The organism is Streptomyces sp. NPDC047002 (genome assembly GCF_040704505.1).
Lineage (GTDB): Bacteria > Actinomycetota > Actinomycetes > Streptomycetales > Streptomycetaceae > Streptomyces.
The window spans coordinates 185,366-202,817 of the sequence record NZ_JBEYWC010000008.1 but is presented as its reverse complement, the minus strand read 5'-3'; the positions used below and the strand labels follow the sequence as shown (position 1 = coordinate 202,817).

At 73.4% G+C, this 17,452-nt stretch carries 14 protein-coding genes and 1 riboswitch; of the genes, 3 read left to right on the top strand and 11 right to left on the bottom strand.

Annotated features, from left to right (window positions below):
- Positions 1-19: 19 nt before the first annotated feature.
- The 3 genes from AB0910_RS11195 to metE all read left to right on the top strand — a co-directional run bounded on the left by AB0910_RS11195 (position 20) and on the right by metE (position 3,435).
- A complete protein-coding gene (locus AB0910_RS11195) occupies positions 20-631 on the top strand; it encodes a helix-turn-helix domain-containing protein (protein ID WP_366744273.1) in 612 nt (203 codons plus the stop codon).
- Positions 556-732 (top strand): hypothetical protein, encoded by a 177-nt coding sequence (locus AB0910_RS11190; RefSeq protein WP_366744307.1) that lies wholly within the window; start codon positions 556-558, stop codon positions 730-732. Before AB0910_RS11195 ends, AB0910_RS11190 begins: the two co-directional genes overlap by 76 nt.
- Positions 731-955, top strand: a riboswitch (cobalamin riboswitch). (Overlaps the previous gene by 2 nt.)
- A gap of 155 nt (positions 956-1,110) precedes the next feature.
- Positions 1,111-3,435: a 5-methyltetrahydropteroyltriglutamate--homocysteine S-methyltransferase gene (gene metE / locus AB0910_RS11185; protein WP_366744272.1), complete on the top strand. Its 2,325-nt coding sequence runs from the start codon at positions 1,111-1,113 to the stop codon at positions 3,433-3,435.
- Between the two features lie 78 nt (positions 3,436-3,513).
- On the opposite strand, the gene AB0910_RS11180 is transcribed toward metE, so the two are convergent.
- The 11 genes from AB0910_RS11180 to AB0910_RS11130 form a co-directional block, all read right to left on the bottom strand.
- Positions 3,514-7,335 carry a GH92 family glycosyl hydrolase gene (locus tag AB0910_RS11180; RefSeq protein WP_366744271.1) on the bottom strand — a complete coding sequence of 1,274 codons (3,822 nt, stop codon included), beginning with the start codon at positions 7,333-7,335 and terminating at the stop codon, positions 3,514-3,516.
- 263 nt (positions 7,336-7,598) lie between these two features.
- Positions 7,599-8,864: an MFS transporter gene (locus AB0910_RS11175; protein WP_366744270.1), complete on the bottom strand. Its 1,266-nt coding sequence runs from the start codon at positions 8,862-8,864 to the stop codon at positions 7,599-7,601.
- Positions 8,851-9,546 carry an FCD domain-containing protein gene (locus tag AB0910_RS11170; RefSeq protein ID WP_366744269.1) on the bottom strand — a complete coding sequence of 232 codons (696 nt, stop codon included), beginning with the start codon at positions 9,544-9,546 and terminating at the stop codon, positions 8,851-8,853. The genes AB0910_RS11175 and AB0910_RS11170 overlap by 14 nt, the downstream gene beginning before the upstream one ends.
- A gap of 90 nt (positions 9,547-9,636) precedes the next feature.
- On the bottom strand, positions 9,637-9,951 hold the full coding sequence (locus AB0910_RS11165; RefSeq protein WP_366744268.1) for a hypothetical protein: 315 nt from the start codon (positions 9,949-9,951) through the stop codon (positions 9,637-9,639).
- A 189-nt stretch (positions 9,952-10,140) separates the two neighbouring features.
- On the bottom strand, positions 10,141-10,977 hold the full coding sequence (locus AB0910_RS11160) for a class II fructose-bisphosphate aldolase (RefSeq protein WP_366744267.1): 837 nt from the start codon (positions 10,975-10,977) through the stop codon (positions 10,141-10,143).
- Positions 10,978-11,047: 70 nt separating this feature from the next.
- On the bottom strand, positions 11,048-11,932 hold the full coding sequence (locus AB0910_RS11155; RefSeq protein WP_366744266.1) for a sugar isomerase: 885 nt from the start codon (positions 11,930-11,932) through the stop codon (positions 11,048-11,050).
- 105 nt (positions 11,933-12,037) lie between these two features.
- On the bottom strand, positions 12,038-13,276 hold the full coding sequence (locus AB0910_RS11150) for a Gfo/Idh/MocA family oxidoreductase (protein ID WP_366744265.1): 1,239 nt from the start codon (positions 13,274-13,276) through the stop codon (positions 12,038-12,040).
- Positions 13,277-13,308: 32 nt separating this feature from the next.
- A complete protein-coding gene (locus AB0910_RS11145) occupies positions 13,309-14,619 on the bottom strand; it encodes an alpha-glucosidase/alpha-galactosidase (RefSeq protein WP_366744264.1) in 1,311 nt (436 codons plus the stop codon).
- Positions 14,619-15,566, bottom strand: a complete 948-nt coding sequence (locus AB0910_RS11140) for a carbohydrate kinase family protein (RefSeq protein WP_366744263.1) — start codon at positions 15,564-15,566, stop codon at positions 14,619-14,621. Before AB0910_RS11140 ends, AB0910_RS11145 begins: the two co-directional genes overlap by 1 nt.
- Before the next feature lie 53 nt (positions 15,567-15,619).
- Complete coding sequence (locus AB0910_RS11135) at positions 15,620-16,510, bottom strand: carbohydrate ABC transporter permease (protein ID WP_366744262.1); 891 nt, start codon at positions 16,508-16,510, stop codon at positions 15,620-15,622.
- Positions 16,507-17,451, bottom strand: coding sequence for a sugar ABC transporter permease (locus AB0910_RS11130; protein ID WP_366744261.1), 945 nt, complete (start codon positions 17,449-17,451; stop codon positions 16,507-16,509). Before AB0910_RS11130 ends, AB0910_RS11135 begins: the two co-directional genes overlap by 4 nt.
- Position 17,452 lies beyond the last annotated feature (1 nt).

Here is a 17,452-nt window from a genome sequence, read left to right as displayed (position 1 = left end):
CCCGGAAGGCGAGGCGGTCATGGGCACCGGCGCCGTACCCGACGCGGCCGCGGTGGGCGACAGCCATGCGGCGCTGCTGCGGGACGTCATGGACCGCATCGGCGACAAGTGGTCGGTGACGGTGATCTGCCGCCTCGACGCCGGACCGCTCAGATTCAACGCCCTCAAACGCGCCACGGACGGCATCACCCAGCGCATGCTGAGCGCGACCGTGCGCCGCCTGGAACGGGACGGCCTGATCAGCCGCACCGTCGAGCCGACCACGCCGCCCCGCGTCGAGTACGCGCTCACGGCGCGCGGCCGCAGCCTGCACGGCGTCCTCGCCGGACTGGTGGACTGGACGGAGCGGAATCTCGACGACATCCGGCGCGACCGTGCGGCGTACGACGAGGCGGGGTCGCGGGCGAGATCCTCGGCCGGGTCCTCGCCGGGCGGCGCGGCGGCTTCGTGGCCGCGACCAAGTTCGGCATCGTCTCCGCGCCCTTCGGCGGCGAGGCCCGCATCGACGGCAGCCCCGCCTAACCCGCCTACGCCCGCGAGCGGCTCGAACGCTCGCTGCGGCGCCTCGGCACCGACCACGTCGACCTGTACTACCAGCACAGGGCCGGCCCCTCGGTGCCCATCGACATGACGTCCGCCCTGCGCCCGGCCGGCCCCGCGCCGCGTAGGCGGCGCCGCGCCGGCCCGTCCGGATGCCGAACGGCCTGGCACGGGGGGCGGGTGGGCCCGTAGGCTGGGCGGCGCAGCTGGTTCGCCCCGTCCGCCAGGCGGGGTGTCGCAAGAGGGAACCCGGTGGGAATCCGGGACTGCCCCGCAGCGGTGAGCGGGAACGACCGCCGTCATACGCACTGGACTCCGCGACAGGGGTCCGGGAAGCGACGGCCAGTAGGAAGCCTCGTCCCCGACGAGGACACGCCCGCGAGTCCGAAGACCTGCCACTGCCCGTACGCGTGTCACACGCGCACGGAACAACCGGTGACCTCGTGGGCGGGTCGGCGTGCACCACCGGCGGACGGCCGCGCCTCGCGTGCCGGGCCGCGGGTTCTGTCACCCTCTCCTCACCACGGGACCCCCGGTACACCAGGGAAACGTCTCTCGAAGGAGAACTCCGTGACCAGCGAGACCGCAGCCGCGGCGGCACGGGCCACCGTCCACGGCTACCCCCGGCAGGGGCAGGGCCGCGAGCTGAAGAAGGCGATCGAGGGCTACTGGAAGGGCCGCGTGGACGCCGCCGCCCTCCGCTCCGTCGCCGCAGGACTGCGCCGCGCCAACTGGCAGGACCTGGCGGGCGCCGGCATCGACGAGGTGCCGACGGGCGACTTCTCGTACTACGACCACATGCTCGACACGACCGTCATGGTCGGCGCGGTCCCCGCACGGCACCGGGCGGCCGTGGCCGCGGACCCGCTGGAGGGCTACTTCGCCATGGCCCGCGGCACGCAGGACGTCGCACCGCTCGAAATGACCAAGTGGTTCGACACCAACTACCACTACCTGGTGCCGGAGTTGGGACCCGACACGGTCTTCTCCGCCGATTCGGCCAAGCAGGTCGCCGAGGTCCGCGAGGCGCTCGCCCTCGGACTTGCCGCCCGGCCCGTGCTGGTCGGCCCCGTCACCTATCTGCTGCTGTCGAAGCCCGCGCCGGGGGTGGCGGCCGGTTTCGACCCGCTGACCCTGCTCGACCGGCTGCTGCCCGTCTACACGGAGGTGCTCGCCGACCTGCGGGCGGCGGGTGCCGAGTGGGTGCAGGTCGACGAGCCCGCCCTGGTCCAGGACCGCACCCCGGCGGAGCTGAACGCCACCGCGCGCGCCTACCGCGACCTCGGCGCCCTCGCCGACCGGCCGCGGCTGCTCGTCGCCTCCTACTTCGACCGGCTGGGCGACGCCCTGCCCGTGCTGGCGGCTTCGCCCGTCGAGGGCCTCGCGCTCGACTTCACCGGGGCGGCGGCCGCCAACCTGGACGCGCTCGCCGCCGTCGGCGGCCTGCCGGGCAAGCGGCTCGTGGCGGGCGTCGTGGACGGACGCAACATCTGGGTGAACGACCTCGGGAAGTCCCTGAGCACGCTCGGCACGCTGCTTGGCCTCGCCGACCGGGTCGACGTGTCGGCTTCCTGCTCCCTGCTGCACGTCCCGCTGGACACGGCGGCCGAGCGCGACATCGACCCGCAGATCCTGCGCTGGCTCGCCTTCGCACGCCAGAAGACCGCGGAGGTCGCCGCCCTCGCGCGGGGCCTGGCGCGGGGCACGGACACGATCGCCGCAGAACTCGCCGTCAACCGGGCCGCGCTGGCGTCCCGCGCCGCCTCGCCCCTCACCCGGGACCCGGCCGTGCGCGCCCGCGCCGCCGCCGTCACGGAGGCCGAGGCGCGCCGCTCCCTGCCGTACCCGGAGCGTGCCGCCGCGCAGCGCGCCCGGCTGGGCCTGCCGCTGCTGCCGACGACCACCATCGGCTCCTTCCCGCAGACCGGCGAGCTGCGGTCGGCGCGCGCCGACCTGCGCTCGGGCCGGATCGGCACCGGGGAGTACGAGGACAGGATCAGGGCCGAGATCCAGGACGTGGTCTCCTTCCAGGAGAAGACGGGCCTCGACGTGCTGGTGCACGGCGAGCCCGAACGCAACGACATGGTGCAGTACTTCGCCGAGCAGCTGACCGGCTGCCTCGCGACCCGGCACGGCTGGGTGCAGTCGTACGGCACCCGGTACGTGCGTCCGCCGATCCTCGCGGGCGACATCGCGCGCCCCGAGCCGATGACGGTGCGCTGGACGGCGTACGCGCAGTCCCTCACGGACCGCCCGGTCAAGGGCATGCTGACGGGGCCCGTCACCATGCTCGCCTGGTCCTTCGTCCGCGACGACCAGCCGCTCGGCGAGACGGCGCGTCAGGTGGCCCTCGCGCTGCGCGACGAGGTCGACGACCTGGAGGCGGCCGGTACCCGGGTGATCCAGGTGGACGAGCCCGCGCTGCGCGAGACACTGCCGCTGCGCGCCGCCGACCGCCCCGCCTATCTGGCGTGGGCCACCGAGGCGTTCCGGCTCACCACCGGGGGCGCCGCACCCGCCACCCAGATCCACACCCACATGTGCTACGCCGAGTTCGGCGACATCGTCGGGGCCATCGACGACCTCGACGCGGACGTCATCAGCCTGGAGGCGGCGCGCTCGCACATGCAGGTCGCCCACGAGCTGGCCGGACACGGCTATCCGCGCGAGGCGGGCCCCGGTGTCTACGACATCCACTCGCCGCGGGTGCCGAGCGCCGAGGAGGCCGCCGCGCTGCTGCGCGCCGGGCTCGGCGCGATCCCCGCGGAGCGGCTCTGGGTCAACCCGGACTGCGGGCTGAAGACCCGGGCCTGGCCGGAGACCCGCGCCTCGCTCGAACACCTGGTGGCCGCGGCCCGCACGGTACGCGCCGAGCTCGGCGGCCCGTCGGCCTGACCGCTGGGCAGCACGAAGGCCCCGGGGCCGCGCCGGTGTGCGGCGCGGCCCCGGGGCCCCGGTGCGGGTGGGTGCGGGTCAGTGCAGCAACTCGACCTCCGCGAGGGTGCTTTCGTGGTCCGCCACCAGCCGGTAGTGGGTGTAGGCGCCCGGGTGGGCGACAGTGAACGGGCGGGTCTGCCTGTCCCAGGTGAAGGACTGCCCCGAGCGCCGGTCCACGGTCGTCCAGTGGCTGTTGTCGGTGGAGCCCTGGAGCACCCAGCCGTCCGGGGCCTTGGTGCGGTCCGCGGAGGTCAGCGTGTACTGCACGCCTTCGACCGGTGCACCGGGGGTGGCGAGCGGCAGGTCGACCGCGGTGAACGAGGCCGACGTGCCGGAGGTGTTGTCGAAGAGGGCACCGGAACCCGAGAGGGCGTCGGTGCGCGGCGTCGGGGCCGTGTCGCCCTGGGTGATGGAGGTGGGTCCGTCCTTCGCGCCGCTGCCCCAGGCGGAGGGCCGCGGCCCCATCGCGAAGTCCAGCGTCCCGCCCTTGGCGAGCAGATCGTGCGGGAGCGAAGTCGAGTCCCACCGCTTGCCGTTGAACTTCACGCCCTGGATGTAGACGTTGCGTGAGCTGTTCTTCGGCGCGTTGACCGTCAGGGTCCGCCCGTTGTCGAGGTGCAGGGTGGCCTGCCGGAACAGCGGGGAGCCGATGGTGTAGTCGCCGCTGCCCATCACGAGCGGGTAGAAGCCGAGCGACGAGAAGATGTACCAGGCGGACTGCTCGCCGTTGTCCTCGTCACCGTGGTAGCCCTGCCCGATGTCGCTGCCGGTGTAGAGCCGGGACAGCACCTCGCGGACCTTCTCCTGCGTCTTGTACGGCTGGCCTGCGGCGTCGTACATGTACGTGATGCCGTGCGCGGGCTGGTTGCTCTGGCCGAGCTCGCCCATCCGGGTGTCCCTGGCCTCGGTCATCTCGTGGATGACACCGCCGTAGGCGCCGGGGAACCCGGCCGTCTCGGGCGTCGAGAAGAACGTGTCGAGCTTCTTCGCGAGTCCGGCGCGGCCGCCGTAGACGTCCGCGAGGCCGCGGGTGTCCTGGGGCACGGTGAAGGAGTAGCCCCAGCCGTTGCTCTCGGTGTAGTCGCCGCCCCAGTCGCGCGGGTCGTACTGGCCGGGCGGCAGGTGCCAGTCGCCCTGGTCGTCGCGTCCCTGGAAGAAGCCGACCTGCTTGTCGTAGAGCTCGACGTAGTCCTGCGCCCGGTTGAGGAAGTAGGCGGACTCGTCGGCGTACCGCTTCTTGTGGGTCTTCTGGTAGAGGGCCTTGCCCATCTGGGCGATGCCGTAGTCGTTGACGTACCCCTCCATGGCCCAGGAGAAGCCCTCGCCGGTGCTCGTGGTGGTGTAGCCGAGGAACGGGGAGGTCGCCATGCCCTTGCGGCCGACGCCCGAGGAGGGCGGCACGACGGTGGCGTTCTTGACCGCCGCGTCGTAGGCGGCCTCGGCGTCGAACTTCACGCCCTTGACGTAGGCGTCCGCGAAGGCGACGTCCGACGAGGTGCCGGTCATCAGGTCGGCGTAGCCGGGCGAGGACCAGCGCGACATCCAGCCGCCGTCCTTGTACTGCTGGACGAACCCGTCGACCATCTCGCCCGCCTTCTGGGGCGTGAGCAGCGAGTAGGCGGGCCAGGTGGTCCTGTAGGTGTCCCAGAAGCCGTTGTTGACGTACACCTTGCCGTCGACGATCTTCGCGCCGGTGTGGGTGGCGGTGTCGGGTCCCGGCATCGCGGAGAACGGGCTGGCGTAGCGGTAGACCGGCTTCTTCACCGAACCGGTGTTCTCAAAGCCGGAGTTGGGATAGAGGTAGAGCCGGTACATGTTGGAGTAGAGCGTGGTGAGCTGGTCCTCGCTCGCGCCCTTCACCGTGATCCGGCCCATCAGCTTGTCCCACTGCGCGCGGGCCGCGTCGCGGACCTTCGCGTACGAGGTGCCGGCCGGGATCTCCTGGGCCAAATTGGCCTTGGCCTGGTCGATGCCGATCAGCGAGGTCGCCATGCGCAGCGTGACCGTGCGGCCGTGCCGCGGGGCGAACGTCAGATAGCCCGTGGCCCCGCTCGAACTGCCGTCGGTGACGGGCGCGTCGAAGGTGCCGTACACGAACAGGCGGGTGGCGCCGGTGGACAGGCCGCTCTTGACGTCGGAGTAGCCGGTGAAGGTGCCGTTGTCCTTGTCGAGGGTCAGGCCGCCCTGCTGGGAGACGTTGTCGAAGACGACGGACGCGTCCTTGCCCGGGTAGGTGAAGCGCATCATCGCGGCGTGGTCGGTGGGCGCGACCTGTGCCGTAAGCCCGTTCTCGAAGGTGACGCCGTACTCGTAGGGCCGCGCCTCCTCGTTGTCGTGGCGGAACGCGAGGGCCCTGCCGGTGCGCGAGGTGTCGGGCTTGCCCGCGGCGGCCGACGGCATGACCTGGAAGGTCTGCCGGTCGCCCATCCAGGGGCTCGGCTCGTGGCTGAGGCCGATCGCCTGCATCTCGGGGAGGTTGTCGGCGTTGTTCTGGCTGGCGTAGTTGTAGAGCCAGCTGTCGGAGCCGGCGTCCGTGACCGGGGTCCAGAAGTTGAAGCCGTTCGGCACGGCGGTCGCGGGGAAGTTGTTGCCGCGCGAGAAGCTGCCGCTGGAGTTGGTGCCCCTGGTGGTCAGCGCGTAGTCGGAGAGGTGCGCCTTCGGTTTGGCCTGCGGTGCCACGCCGAGGCCGATGTCGTCGACCCAGCCCTGGAACTTGGCGGGCCCCTTGGGGGCGTCGTACGCGACGAGGACGCGCGCCACGGTCTTGCCCGCCGCCACGTCGCCGATCCGCGAGACGCGGTGGTTCCACTGGTTGACGTAGAGGGACTTGGAGTCGCCCTGGCCGCGCGGGCTGAGCCCGAAGCCGTTCTGGTCGACGGCGCCGAGGCCGCTGAGGTAGGTGCCGTCGGTGAAGGCCAGGTCGACGGAGACGTTGGTGGCCTGGTAGTCCAGATCGCCAGTGGCCATCGCGGGAAAGATCTCGTACGAGAGCTGGGTGTCGCGGCGCACCGCGACGTCGACCTTGAAGACCTTGTTGTACGAGTAGCCGCGGCCCGCGGCGGTCTGCGAACCGGCGTAGCGCAGCGCGCTCTTGCCGGTGAAGCCCATGCCGGTCTTGGCGGTCGGCGAGGTGGCGGGGCCGCTGTCGACGCGGCTGAGCATCTGCGGGGGCGGCGGCGCGTCGGAACCTGCGGCGACGAGTTGCAGGTCGGCCAGCTGGGTGGCGTCGGTGGCGCCGTTGTTGGCGGTGATCTCCAGCCGGTAGTGGGCGTAGGCGGCCGGTGCGCCGGCGAGTTCGTAGCTCTGCGTCTGCTGCCGCTTGGCGAAGGACTGGCCGTCCCGGGTGTCGAGCGTCTTCCAGTCCTTGCCGTCCGTGGAGCCTTCCAGGGCCCACGACGTGGGGTCGCGTTCCGCGTGGTCGTTGGCGGAGGTCAGGGCGTAGCCGGTGAGGGCGACCGGGGAGTCGAGGTCGTAGGTGATCCAGCCGGTGGTGGCGAAGGCGAGCCACTTGCTGGACGCGTCGCCGTCGGCGAGGTTGCGGGCGACCTCGCCGCCCTGGGTGTTCTCGCCGCTCGCGGCGACGGCGGTCACATGGTCGTTCAGGTTGCCCTGGACCCCGCTCGTGAACGCGCCGTCGACCCCGGAGACCTTGCCGTGCTCGGCGGTGTCGGTCCAGGTCGGGGCCGGGTCGCCGGCCTCGAACGAGGAGCTGAAGGACGTCTTCGCGCCATGCGCGGGGGTGGCCGCTGCCGCGTAGGCGCCGCCCTGCGCGGAGGCCACGAGGGCCAGCGCGGCCAGTCCGGCGACGAGAGCCGGTCTGAGCCTGCGGCGGCGGTCCCTGGGGTGTGAGTGCTGCATACGGGGACTCCCGTGTGAGGTGGGGACAACGTTGTCAGGACCCTGCCACGTCACCCTAGACGAGCAGGAGTGGTGCCAGTCAAGGGTGTTGCGCCGGGATCGGCCTCACGGGTGGTCAGGGCGGTTGCCGGCGGGTGCCGTTGGCGCGCGGGGCGCCCCGCGGGACGGCTCCCGGCGGTGCGCAACGGATGGCCCCGGCACCGCCGGTCGGCCGCGCCCCTGCCGACCGGCGGTGCCGACCAACCGGTGCGCCCCGTGGGGCGTCAGCGCGCCCGGTCGCCCTGCCCGGCCTCCGTCCCTGGCGCGTCACCGCTGCTGACGCGGCGGTCGCGGCCCGCCCCGTGGCCGGCGGCGGCCATGGCGAGGCCGACCGCGGCGAGGAGGACGAGCGGGACGGTCCAGCCGCCGGTGGCGTCGTGCAGGGCGCCGAGCAGGAGCGGTCCCGCGGCGGCCACCAGGTAGCCGATCGACTGCGCCATCCCGGCGAGCGCGGCGGCCTGTCCCGGGCCGCCCGCGCGCTGGCTCTGGAAGCTGAGCGCGAGCACGAGGCACGCGCCGCCGCCGAGGCCGAGCAGGGTGCAGGCCACCACCGTCAGCGCGGGGACCAGCAGGAGCAGGAACCCGGCGGCGACGATCAGCGACGCGCCCGCGGCGGTGAGGCGCTGGTCGGGCCGGCCCCGGGTGGCCAGGGGCACGAGCAGGCCCGCGGTGAGCGCGACGATCTGGTAATAGAACAGCGTCCACCCGGCGGCGGTGCCGCTCATGCCCTGGCGGGCGAGGATGCTCGGCAGCCACGCGATGATCGTGTAGAAGCCGAAGGACTGGAGGCCCATGAAGAGGCTGACCTTCCAGGCGAGGGCGGACCGCCAGGGCGTCGGGGCGGGCGTCACGCCCGTGCTCGCCGCGGGCGCGTCGCCGCGGGTGCGCAGCAGCCAGACGGGCAGCGCGGCGACGGCGAAGACGATCCCCCAGGCAAGGCCGGTGTGCCAACTCCCCGGCAGGGCGTGCGCGAGGGGCACGGAGATGCCGGAGGACACGGCGGCCACGAGGCCCATCACGGTCACGTAGAGCGCGCTGACGGTCGGGATGCGCGGCCCCGGCACGTGCCGGCGGATCACGGCGGGCAGCAGGACGTTGCCGCAGGCGATCGCGGCGGAGAGCACCACCGTGCCGGCGAACAGGGCGATGTCGGAGGGCAAGGAGCGGACAGCCGTGCCGCAGGCGAGTACGGCGAGCGAGGACGCGAGGAGCTTCGCCGTCCCGTAGCGGTGCGAGGCGCGCGCGACGAGCGGGGAGGTCGCGGCGAACGTCAGCAGGGGCAGGGTGTTCAGCAGGCCGCCCCAGGTCGAACCGAGGCCGCTGCCGCGCTCGATGTCGGGCAGCAGGGTGCCGACGCCGGTCAGGGTGGCCCTGAGGTTCGCAGCGACCAGCAGGATGGCGACGAGCAGGCCGACCGGTGCCGCGGGGGCGGGGAGCCGGTCGCGGCCGGGCGCCGGGGCGTCCTGCGCGCCCACGTCAGTCCTCTCCACCGGTGCTCCCCCCGGGGTTGAGGGCGACGATCACGCTCACGCAGTGCCGGGCGCCGACCTCGTCGCGCGCGGTGATCGCTTCGACCAACCGGGTGTGCAGACGGGCGTGTTCGACCACGGTCGCGGTGTCCCACGGCAGGTCGCCGAGGACCGCGGAGACCGCGGCGCCGAGGTGCTCGTACATCTCGATCAGCAGTGCGTTGCCGCTCGCCCGCACGACGGCCTCGTGGAACCCGGCGTCGGTGCGCGCCACCGCCGCCATGTCGCCGGTCCGCGCGACGGCGCCCGCCTCGTCGGCCAGGGCGCGCAGCCGGTCCAGGTCCTCGTCGCTGCGGCGCAGGGCGGCGGCGCCCGCCGCGTACTCCTCAAGGACGGCGCGCAGTTCGAGCACGTCGTCCCCGCGTGACGCGCCGGCGCGCCGCACCAGCGCGGACTGGAGCTCGCTCGACGCCCTGACATACGTCCCGTCGCCGACGCGCGCCTCCAGGAGGCCGAGGTGGACCAGGGCGCCGAGCGCCTCGCGCAGCGTGCTGCGCCCGACGCCCAGCCGCTCCACCAGCACGTGCTCGGCCGGGATGCGCGCGCCCACCGGCCACGCCCCCGAGGTGATCTGCTCCCGCAGGCTCTCCACCACCTGAGCCGACAGGCTCGCCGCGCGGCGAGGTGCCCGAAGATTGTCCATGGATCGAGCATACATTCAAATGTCTGATGTTTGACAACGCCTCTCCTCCGGTGTCCGCCCGCATGCCCCCCGCCGGTGCCTGCGGGCCGCTCACGCGTCGAGTGCGCGCAGCCCCTCCTGCCAGCGGCGTCTGCGGGAGGCGTCGTCCTGCTCCCACCACGGCGGGCGCCCCCGCTCGCCGAGCGCGACCTTCGCCGTGCGGACCCGCTTCCTCGCCACGCGTTCGGCCGCGGCGTCGCCCGACTTCAGTGCGCCGCCCACCGCGCGGCGTGCGGCCATCAGGTGGGAGCGCAGCCTGGCGGCGGCGTCCTCGGGTACGGCGGGGTCGGTCGCCCGCCACCTGCGGCCGCCCACCACGACGAAGTGGCCGTCCTCGGTGTGCCGGGGTGCTGCGCGTCGCGTCATGGCCCCACTCCCCCGCAGGGCGCAGGCCGCCACGACGGGAGGCGGAGAGCGTACCCGCGCCGCGTGGCGCGGGTACGGCACACGGACGGGCGCACGACAAGGCCGCTCGCTGTGGAAGCCAGGTGCCCGCGGGACGTGCGTCCGGGCGGCGTCCCGCGGCGCGCCGCCTGACCGCGGCTCCCCTCCGGGTCAGGCCACGTCCACGGCCCTGAGGCAGCCGGCCGCCGCGTCGACGACCGCCGCCCGGCCGTCGGCGAGCCAGGGGCGGGGGTCGTGCTCCTCGGGGGACGCGGCGAGCGAGGCGCGCACCGCGTCCGTGAAGGCGACGCTGAGCAGCGTGCCGAAGTTGACCTTGGTCATGCCGTGCCGTACGGCCTCCCGCAGCTGGGCCGCCGGCACCCCTGAGGAGCCGTGCAGGACCAGCGGTACGGGGACCTCGGCGGCGATGCGGGCGACGAGGCCCAGGTCCAGGCGGGCCGTGCGGTCCTTCATGGCGTGGCTGCTGCCCACCGCGACCGCGAGCGCGTCGACCCCGGTGGCCTCGACGAACTCGCGTGCCTCGCGGGGGTCGGTGCGTACCCCCGGGGTGTGCGCCGAGCCCTTCTTGCCGCCGATGGCGCCGAGTTCGGCCTCGATGTACAGGCCCTGCCCGTGGGCCCATTCGGCGGCGGCCCTGGTGGCCTCCACGTTCTCCTCGTCGCTCAGCCGCGAGGCGTCGAACATCACCGACCCGGCGCCGCACTCGGCGGTGCGGTGCAGCAGGGCGACGTCCTCGACGTGGTCGAGGTGGAGGGCGATCCTGGCGCCGCTCGCCCGCGCGAGGGTGCCGACCGCGGCGGCCAGCGGGGCGACGTCGCCGTGGTGGCGCGCCGCGTTCTGGCTGATCTGGACGATCGCGGGCAGGCCGGTCAGCTCGGCTGCGCGGACGACGGCCTCCGCGTGTTCGAGGGTGATGACGTTGAGGGCCGCGACGCCGGTGCCCGCGGCGCGGGCGGCACAGACGAGGGCTGAGGTGGTGGTGAGCACGTCGGGTACTCCTGCTGTGTGGTGCGCCCCCGGGAGGCGCGTGCGGAAGGTGGCGCGGTCTCGCGGGGCGCTACGGCCGCGGCTCCAGCACGACGGACCTGCTCAGGGAGCGCGGGCGGTCCGGGTCGAGGCCCCGGCGGCGCGCCGTCGCCTCCGCGAGGCGCTGCACCCGTACGAGGTCGGCCTGCGGGTCCTGCGGGTGGTCGACGAAGGCGGCGCCCGTGGGGCCGACGTCCGCCGCGAGCCCCGCGGTGTCCTCGCCGAAGTGCCAGACGAGGCGGTGCGGGGCCGCGATGCTGATCGGCCCGTGGCGGTACTCCATGCTCGGGTACGCCTCCGTCCACGCCTGCGCGGACTCCCGCATCTTGAGCCCGGCCTCGCGGGCGACGCCGTGGGCCCAACCGTCGCCGAGGAAGGTGATCTGCTCGGCCGCGAGCCACTCCTCGGGCAGCGGCTCCCCCAGGGCGGTCTCGGCGGCGCGGGCCAGTGGCTCGGCGTCCTCGCCGAGCGAGGCGCGCAGCGCGGTCAGCGCGGTCGTCGCGAACAGCGTCTGGACGACGGAGCGTTCGTCGGCGAAGGCGAGGTCCACGAGGTGGTCGGCGGCCGACGCGACCGGGGTGGCGGTGTCGGCGGTGAGGGCCACCGTGGGGCAGGTCCCGCGCACGCGGCCGAGCACGTCGAGCACCTCGGTCGTGGTGCCCGAGCGGGTGATGGCGACGACCCGGTCGTAGGCGCGGCCCGCGGGGAAGGCCGACGCCGCGAAGAAGTCGGTCTCGCCGAGTCCGCGGGACTCACGCAGGACGGCGTACGCCTCGGCCATGAACCAGGACGTGCCGCAGCCGACGACGGCGACCCGCTCCCCCGGCTCGGGCAGGCCGCGCGCGGCGGCGGCCGTCTCCGCGGCCCTGCGCCAGGCGCCCGGCTGGCGGGCGATCTCGTCGCTGGTGAAGGACATGTGTGCTCCCGTGGCGTGTCGGGTGGCCCCGCAGGGCCCTGAGTGGCTGGTGGACTGCGGGTTCCGGTGCCCTGCGGCACCGGCCCGCGGCGGGTGGGGCGCGGATCACCGGGTGGCGACACCGCCCGGCGGGGCCGCGGGGCCCCCGCGCTGGTGTTCCGCGAAGTATCCGGCGAGGTCGGGTGCGAGCGGTTCCACGGGCGTGCGGTTCCCGCCGGTGCGCAGCGAGCGGGTGGCGGCGACGCCCGCGGCCACCGCCTCGCGGGCGGCGACGGGCGAGGTCTCGGTGGGCCCGCCCTCCGCCGCGAAGCGCAGGAACTCCCCGACGAGGGCGGCGTCGGCGCCGCCGTGCGAGGAGTCGTCGCCGCTCAGGGTCTCGACGAGGTCGGCCTGCGGCCGGTAGCCGGAGCGGCGCGTGTTCCAGACCTTGATCACGGGCTCGTCGTCCTCCAGGCCGTCCCCGAAGTTCTCCATGCGTCCCCGGTCCCCGATGACCGTGTAGTTGCGCCAGTAGTCGGGGGTGAAGTGGCACTGCTGGTAGCTCGCGAGCACCCCGTTGTCCAGGCGGCCGATCAGCATGCTGATGTCCTCGACGTCGATCACGGGGTTCAGCCCGGTGAGCGCGGCGGGCGGCCAGACGTCCGGGTCGAACCAGTCCGGCATGCGCGCGGCACCCTCCTCCCGCTCCTGGGCTCCCGTCCCCGGGCGGCGCGGGTTGCCGCCGTACACGGCGAGGTCCCCGAAGGCCGCCACATCCTTGGTGTACCCGCCGGCCAGCCAGTGGATCGCGTCCAGGTCGTGGGCTCCCTTCTGGAGCAGCAGGCCGATGGTGCGGGCGCGTTCGGCGTGCCAGTCCTTGAAGTAGTAGTCGCCGCCGTGCCCGACGAAGTGCCGGCACCACACCGCGCGTACCGTTCCGACGAGCCCCTCGTCGATCATCTTCCGCATGCGGCGGAGTACCGGCAGGTGGCGCAGGTTGTGGCCGACGTACAGGCGCGTCCCCGAGGTCAGGGCCGCGCGCAGCAGCAGGTCGCAGTCCGCCACGGTGACGGCGAGCGGCTTCTCCACGAAGACGGGGACGCCCCGGGCGAGGAAGAACAGCGCAGGTTCGAGATGGCGGTCGTCCGGTGTGAGGACGAACACGGCGCCGAGGCCGTCGTCCGCCATGTCCTCGTAGCGGGTGTGGATCGCGGCGTCGCGGCCGAACAGCCGGGCGGCGTCGGCCCGGCCGCGCGGTGACACGTCCGCACACGAGACGACGCGGGCGGTGCCCGGCCGGTTCGCCGCGGTCGCCAGCGGGGCGCGCTGGCCGACGCCGACGACTCCGACACGCAGTTCGTTCATCGTTGCGGGCCCTCCGGGGGTCACATGGCGGTTCAGTGGCCGAGGGTGGCGCGCAGCGAGGGCTGGAGGAGCTCGCCGTGGGCGCGCACCATGTCGTCGCACAGGTCCCAGATCTGCTCCACGGTCAGGCTCGCCGCGGTCGCCGGGTCGGTCATGGCCGCGTGGCGGATGTGCCGCGGCTCGTCGTCCACGGCGGCGCGCACCACGAGGTCGTTCGTGCTCAGGTACGTGCGGTTGAGCGCTGCCAGCTGCGGCGGCAGCTCCCCGATCCTGGTGGGCCGCACGCCCGTGCCGTCGACGAGGCAGGGCACTTCGACGGTGCCCTCGGCGGGCAGGTTGCCGATCAGGCCGCGGTTGGGCACGTTGCCGTAGACGGTACGCGGGACGCCGGTGGTGATGCTGTGGATGATCTGGGGCGCGTACTCCATGGTGGACTCGACGGGGAGCGGCCGGCCCGCGGCGAGCGCGGCGCGGGTCCTCTCGTACACGGCCGTGTTCTCGTCGACGATGTCGAGGTAGGCGCCCACCGGCAGGCGCAGCCGGCTGATCTCGCTGTCGTGGTGGAGGTACCAGGGCACGTACTCGCTGGAGTGCTCGCTGGTCTCGGTCGGGTAGTAGCCGAGGCGCCGGTACATGTCCACGCGCACCCTGCGCCTGAGCTGCTCGTCCTCGGCGATGAGGGCGTCGAGCCCAGGGTAGAGGTCGACGCCCTGGTGTTCGAGGCTCAGGACCCACGCCTGGTGGTTGACGCCCGCCGCGTGGTAGCGGACCTCGTCCTGGGGCACGCCGAGGAGCGCGGAGAGGTCGTGGATGGTCCAGTACACGGAGTGGCAGAGCCCGACGACGCGGGTCAGGCCGGTGGCGCGGGTGAGGTACTGGACGTTCATCGCCATCGGGTTGGTGTAGTTGAGCAGCCAGGCGTCGGGGCAGACGGCCGCGATGTCCTCGCCGAGCGCCTTGAGCAGCGGGAAGGTGCGCAGGGCGCGGAAGATGCCGCCGATGCCGAGGGTGTCGCCGATGGTCTGGCGCAGGCCGTGGCGCGCGGGCACCTCGAAGTCGGTCCTGGTGGACTCGCGCATGCCGACCTGGACGATGTTGATGACGAAGTCGGCGCCCTCCAGGGCCTCGCGGCGGTCGGCGTGCGCGGTGACGACCGGTGCCGCGCCCCGCTCGGCGGCGATGAACCGGGCGGCTCCCTCGGCGGTGGCCAGGCGTTCCGGGTCGATGTCGTGGAGGGCGATGCGGGCGTTCTGGAGTTCGGGGAAGCTGAAGAGGTCGGCGAGCAGCCCCTGGGTGAAGACGACGCTTCCGGCGCCGACGAACACGATCTTCTTGGCGGTCATCAGTGGTTCTCTCCGTCGTGGGCGAGGGCCGCGAGGGCCTCGGTCCAGGTGGGTTGCGCGGCGGTGCCGCCGCGGGCGCGGGTGGAAAGGGCGCCGCAGGCCGCGGCGATCCGCAGGGCGCGGCCCGGTTCCTCGCCCGCGAGGACGGCGGCGAGATAGCCGGCGTCGAAGCTGTCGCCCGCCCCCACGGTGTCCCGTGGCGCGACGGGGACGCTGCCGGCCCTCGACGGTGTGCGGCCGTCGTGGGCGAGCGCCCCGCGCGCGCCGTCCTTGACCACGACGAGCGGGCCGCGGGCGGCGAGGTGCGCCGCGGCGCGCTCCAGGTCGCTGTGTCCCGCGAGCGCGAGGGCCTCCCGCGCGTTGGGCAGCAGGATGTCGGTGGCGGGCAGGACGGCGGCGATGCCGCTGGGGTCCCAGCGGCCCGAGGGGTCGTCGTTGGTGTCGAGCGAGGTCGTGGCGCCGTGGTCGCGGGCCGTGCGCAGGAGGCCGGGGAGCCCGGCCGCGAGTGCCGGCATCAGGAAGTACGAGGCCGCGTGCACGTGCCTGCTGGTGGCCAGGAGGCGCTCGGGCACGTCGCTTGGCGCTACGGCGGCGAGGGTGCCGGGGGCCGTGAGGATGGCGCGGTCCTCGCCGCGTGCAACCACCGCGGTCAGCGGGGTGCTCAGGCCGGGGTCGACGCGCAGCGCGCCGGTGTCGACCCCCCTGTCCTCCAGGGCGGCGCGCACGAACCGCCCCGCCTCGTCGTCCCCGATCCGGCCCGCGAGGGCGACGGACAGCCCGAGCCTGGCGGCGCCGCACGCGGTGATGGCGGCGGAGCCGCCGAGGGTGAGCACCCCGTCGGACACGAGTTGTTCGCGCTGGCCGAAGGCGAGCGGTTCGTCGAGCGGTCCGAGTACGACATCGGGGTTGGCGTCCCCGACGACCAAGAGGTCGAAGGTGTGCGGCATGGGTCTTCCTGTGGAGGTGGGCGGCGTACGGCGGTCCGGGCGCGCGGGCGGTGTCACCCTTTGAGGCCGCTCGAGGTGATGGACCGGATGAACGACTTCTGCGCGCCGAGGAAGGCGAGCAGGACGGGGAGCACGGTGATCACGTTGCCCGCCATGACGGCCGCCCACTGGGTGTGGTGCTGGCCCTGGAAGGTGGTCAGGCCCAGCTGGAGTGTGTACTGCGTGTCGTGGTTGATGGCGATCAGCGGCCAGGTCAGGTCGTTCCACGTGCTGAGGAAGGTGAGGACCGCGACGGTGCTGAGCGCGGGCCGCGACAGCGGGAGGACGATCCGGAACAGCACCCGCAGGCGGGAGCAGCCGTCGATCCAGGCGGCCTCCTCCAGTTCCCTGGGCAGCGAGAGGAAGAACTGCCGCAGCAGGAACACGGCGAACGGTGTCACCAGCGAGGGGACGATCAGCGCGCCGAGCGTGTCGATGAGCCCGAGCCGCTTCATGACGAGGAACGTCGGGATCATCGTGAGCTGGAAGGGGATCGCCATGGTGGCGAGCATCAGGACGAGCAGCACGCGGGAGCCGGCGAACCGCATCCGCGCGAAGGCGTAGCCGCCGAGCGAGCCGAGCACGAGGTTGGAGGCGACGGCGGTCGCGGAGACGATCAGCGAGTTGGCGAACCAGCGGGGGAACATGCCGTTGCCGAGCACGTACCGGTATCCGTCCAGGTGAATGCCTGACGGCCAGAGGGCGGGCGGGAAGCGGTTGATCTCGGCGTTGCTCATCACAGAGCTGAGCACCAGCCACACCAGCGGCAGGGCGAACAGCAGGGCGAGCGGTGCGAGCAGCAGGTGCCAGCCGCTGAAGGGCAGCCGCCGCCTGCGGGGCGCGGCGGGCGCGGGGGCGGGTGCCGGGCGCAGCGCGCCGGAGGCCCGGGTGGTGGTCGCGGTCATCGTGCTGTCCCCTCCGCGGCACCGCGGCGCCTCGCGAGCCGCATGCCTCCCGAGATCACCAGCAGGGCGAGTGCGAGGACGTACGCCGCCGCCGCGCCGTAGCCGGCGGTGAAGTTCTTGAACGCCTGCTCCCAGATGAAGTAGACGATGACGGTGGTCGATCCGAGCGGGCCGCCCTTGGTCGTGACGTAGACGAGGTCGAAGACCTGGAGGGCGCTGAGCGTCTGCCACATGACGAGGAAGACGCTGACGGGCCTGAGCGTCGGCAGCACGACGTGGCGGAGCACCTGCCACCGTCCCGCGCCGTCGAGCCTGGCCGCCTCGACGAGGGGGTGGGGCACGTCCTGGAGCGCGGCCAGGTAGATGACCACGCAGAATCCGGTGCCGCTCCACAGGGAGACCCCCACCAGGACGGGCAGCGCCTGCGACGGGTCGGTGAGGAAGCCCTGGGAGGGCAGGCCCATCGCGTGCAGCACGGAGTTGGCCGCGCCGAACTCGGGGTCGAGGATGAAGGAGAACAGCACCCCCTGGGCGGTCTCCGAGATGACGAACGGCACGAAGATCAGGGTCCGGTAGAGGCCGACCAGGCGTATGCGCCGGTTCAGCGCGAGGGCGAGCGCGAGCCCGAGCAGCATGCTGAGGGGGACGTAGGCGACCGTGTACAGCAGGGTGTTGCGCACGGCCTGGCCGAAGTGCGGGTCGAGGGTGAGCGCGCGGTAGTTGTCGAGCCCCACCCATCTGCTGGGCGTCACCAGGTCGTCGACCTGGAAGGACAGCAGGAGCGACCAGACGACGGGCACGGCGCTCAGGCCGAGGATGACCAGGACGGCCGGCAGGACGAACCCGTAGGCGGTGGCGGACTCCCTGCGGCGCGCCCTGCGCCGTGCGCGCAGTTGGATCTCGTGGTCGGGCAGCGTGAACGAAGCGGGCAGGTGCGGCATG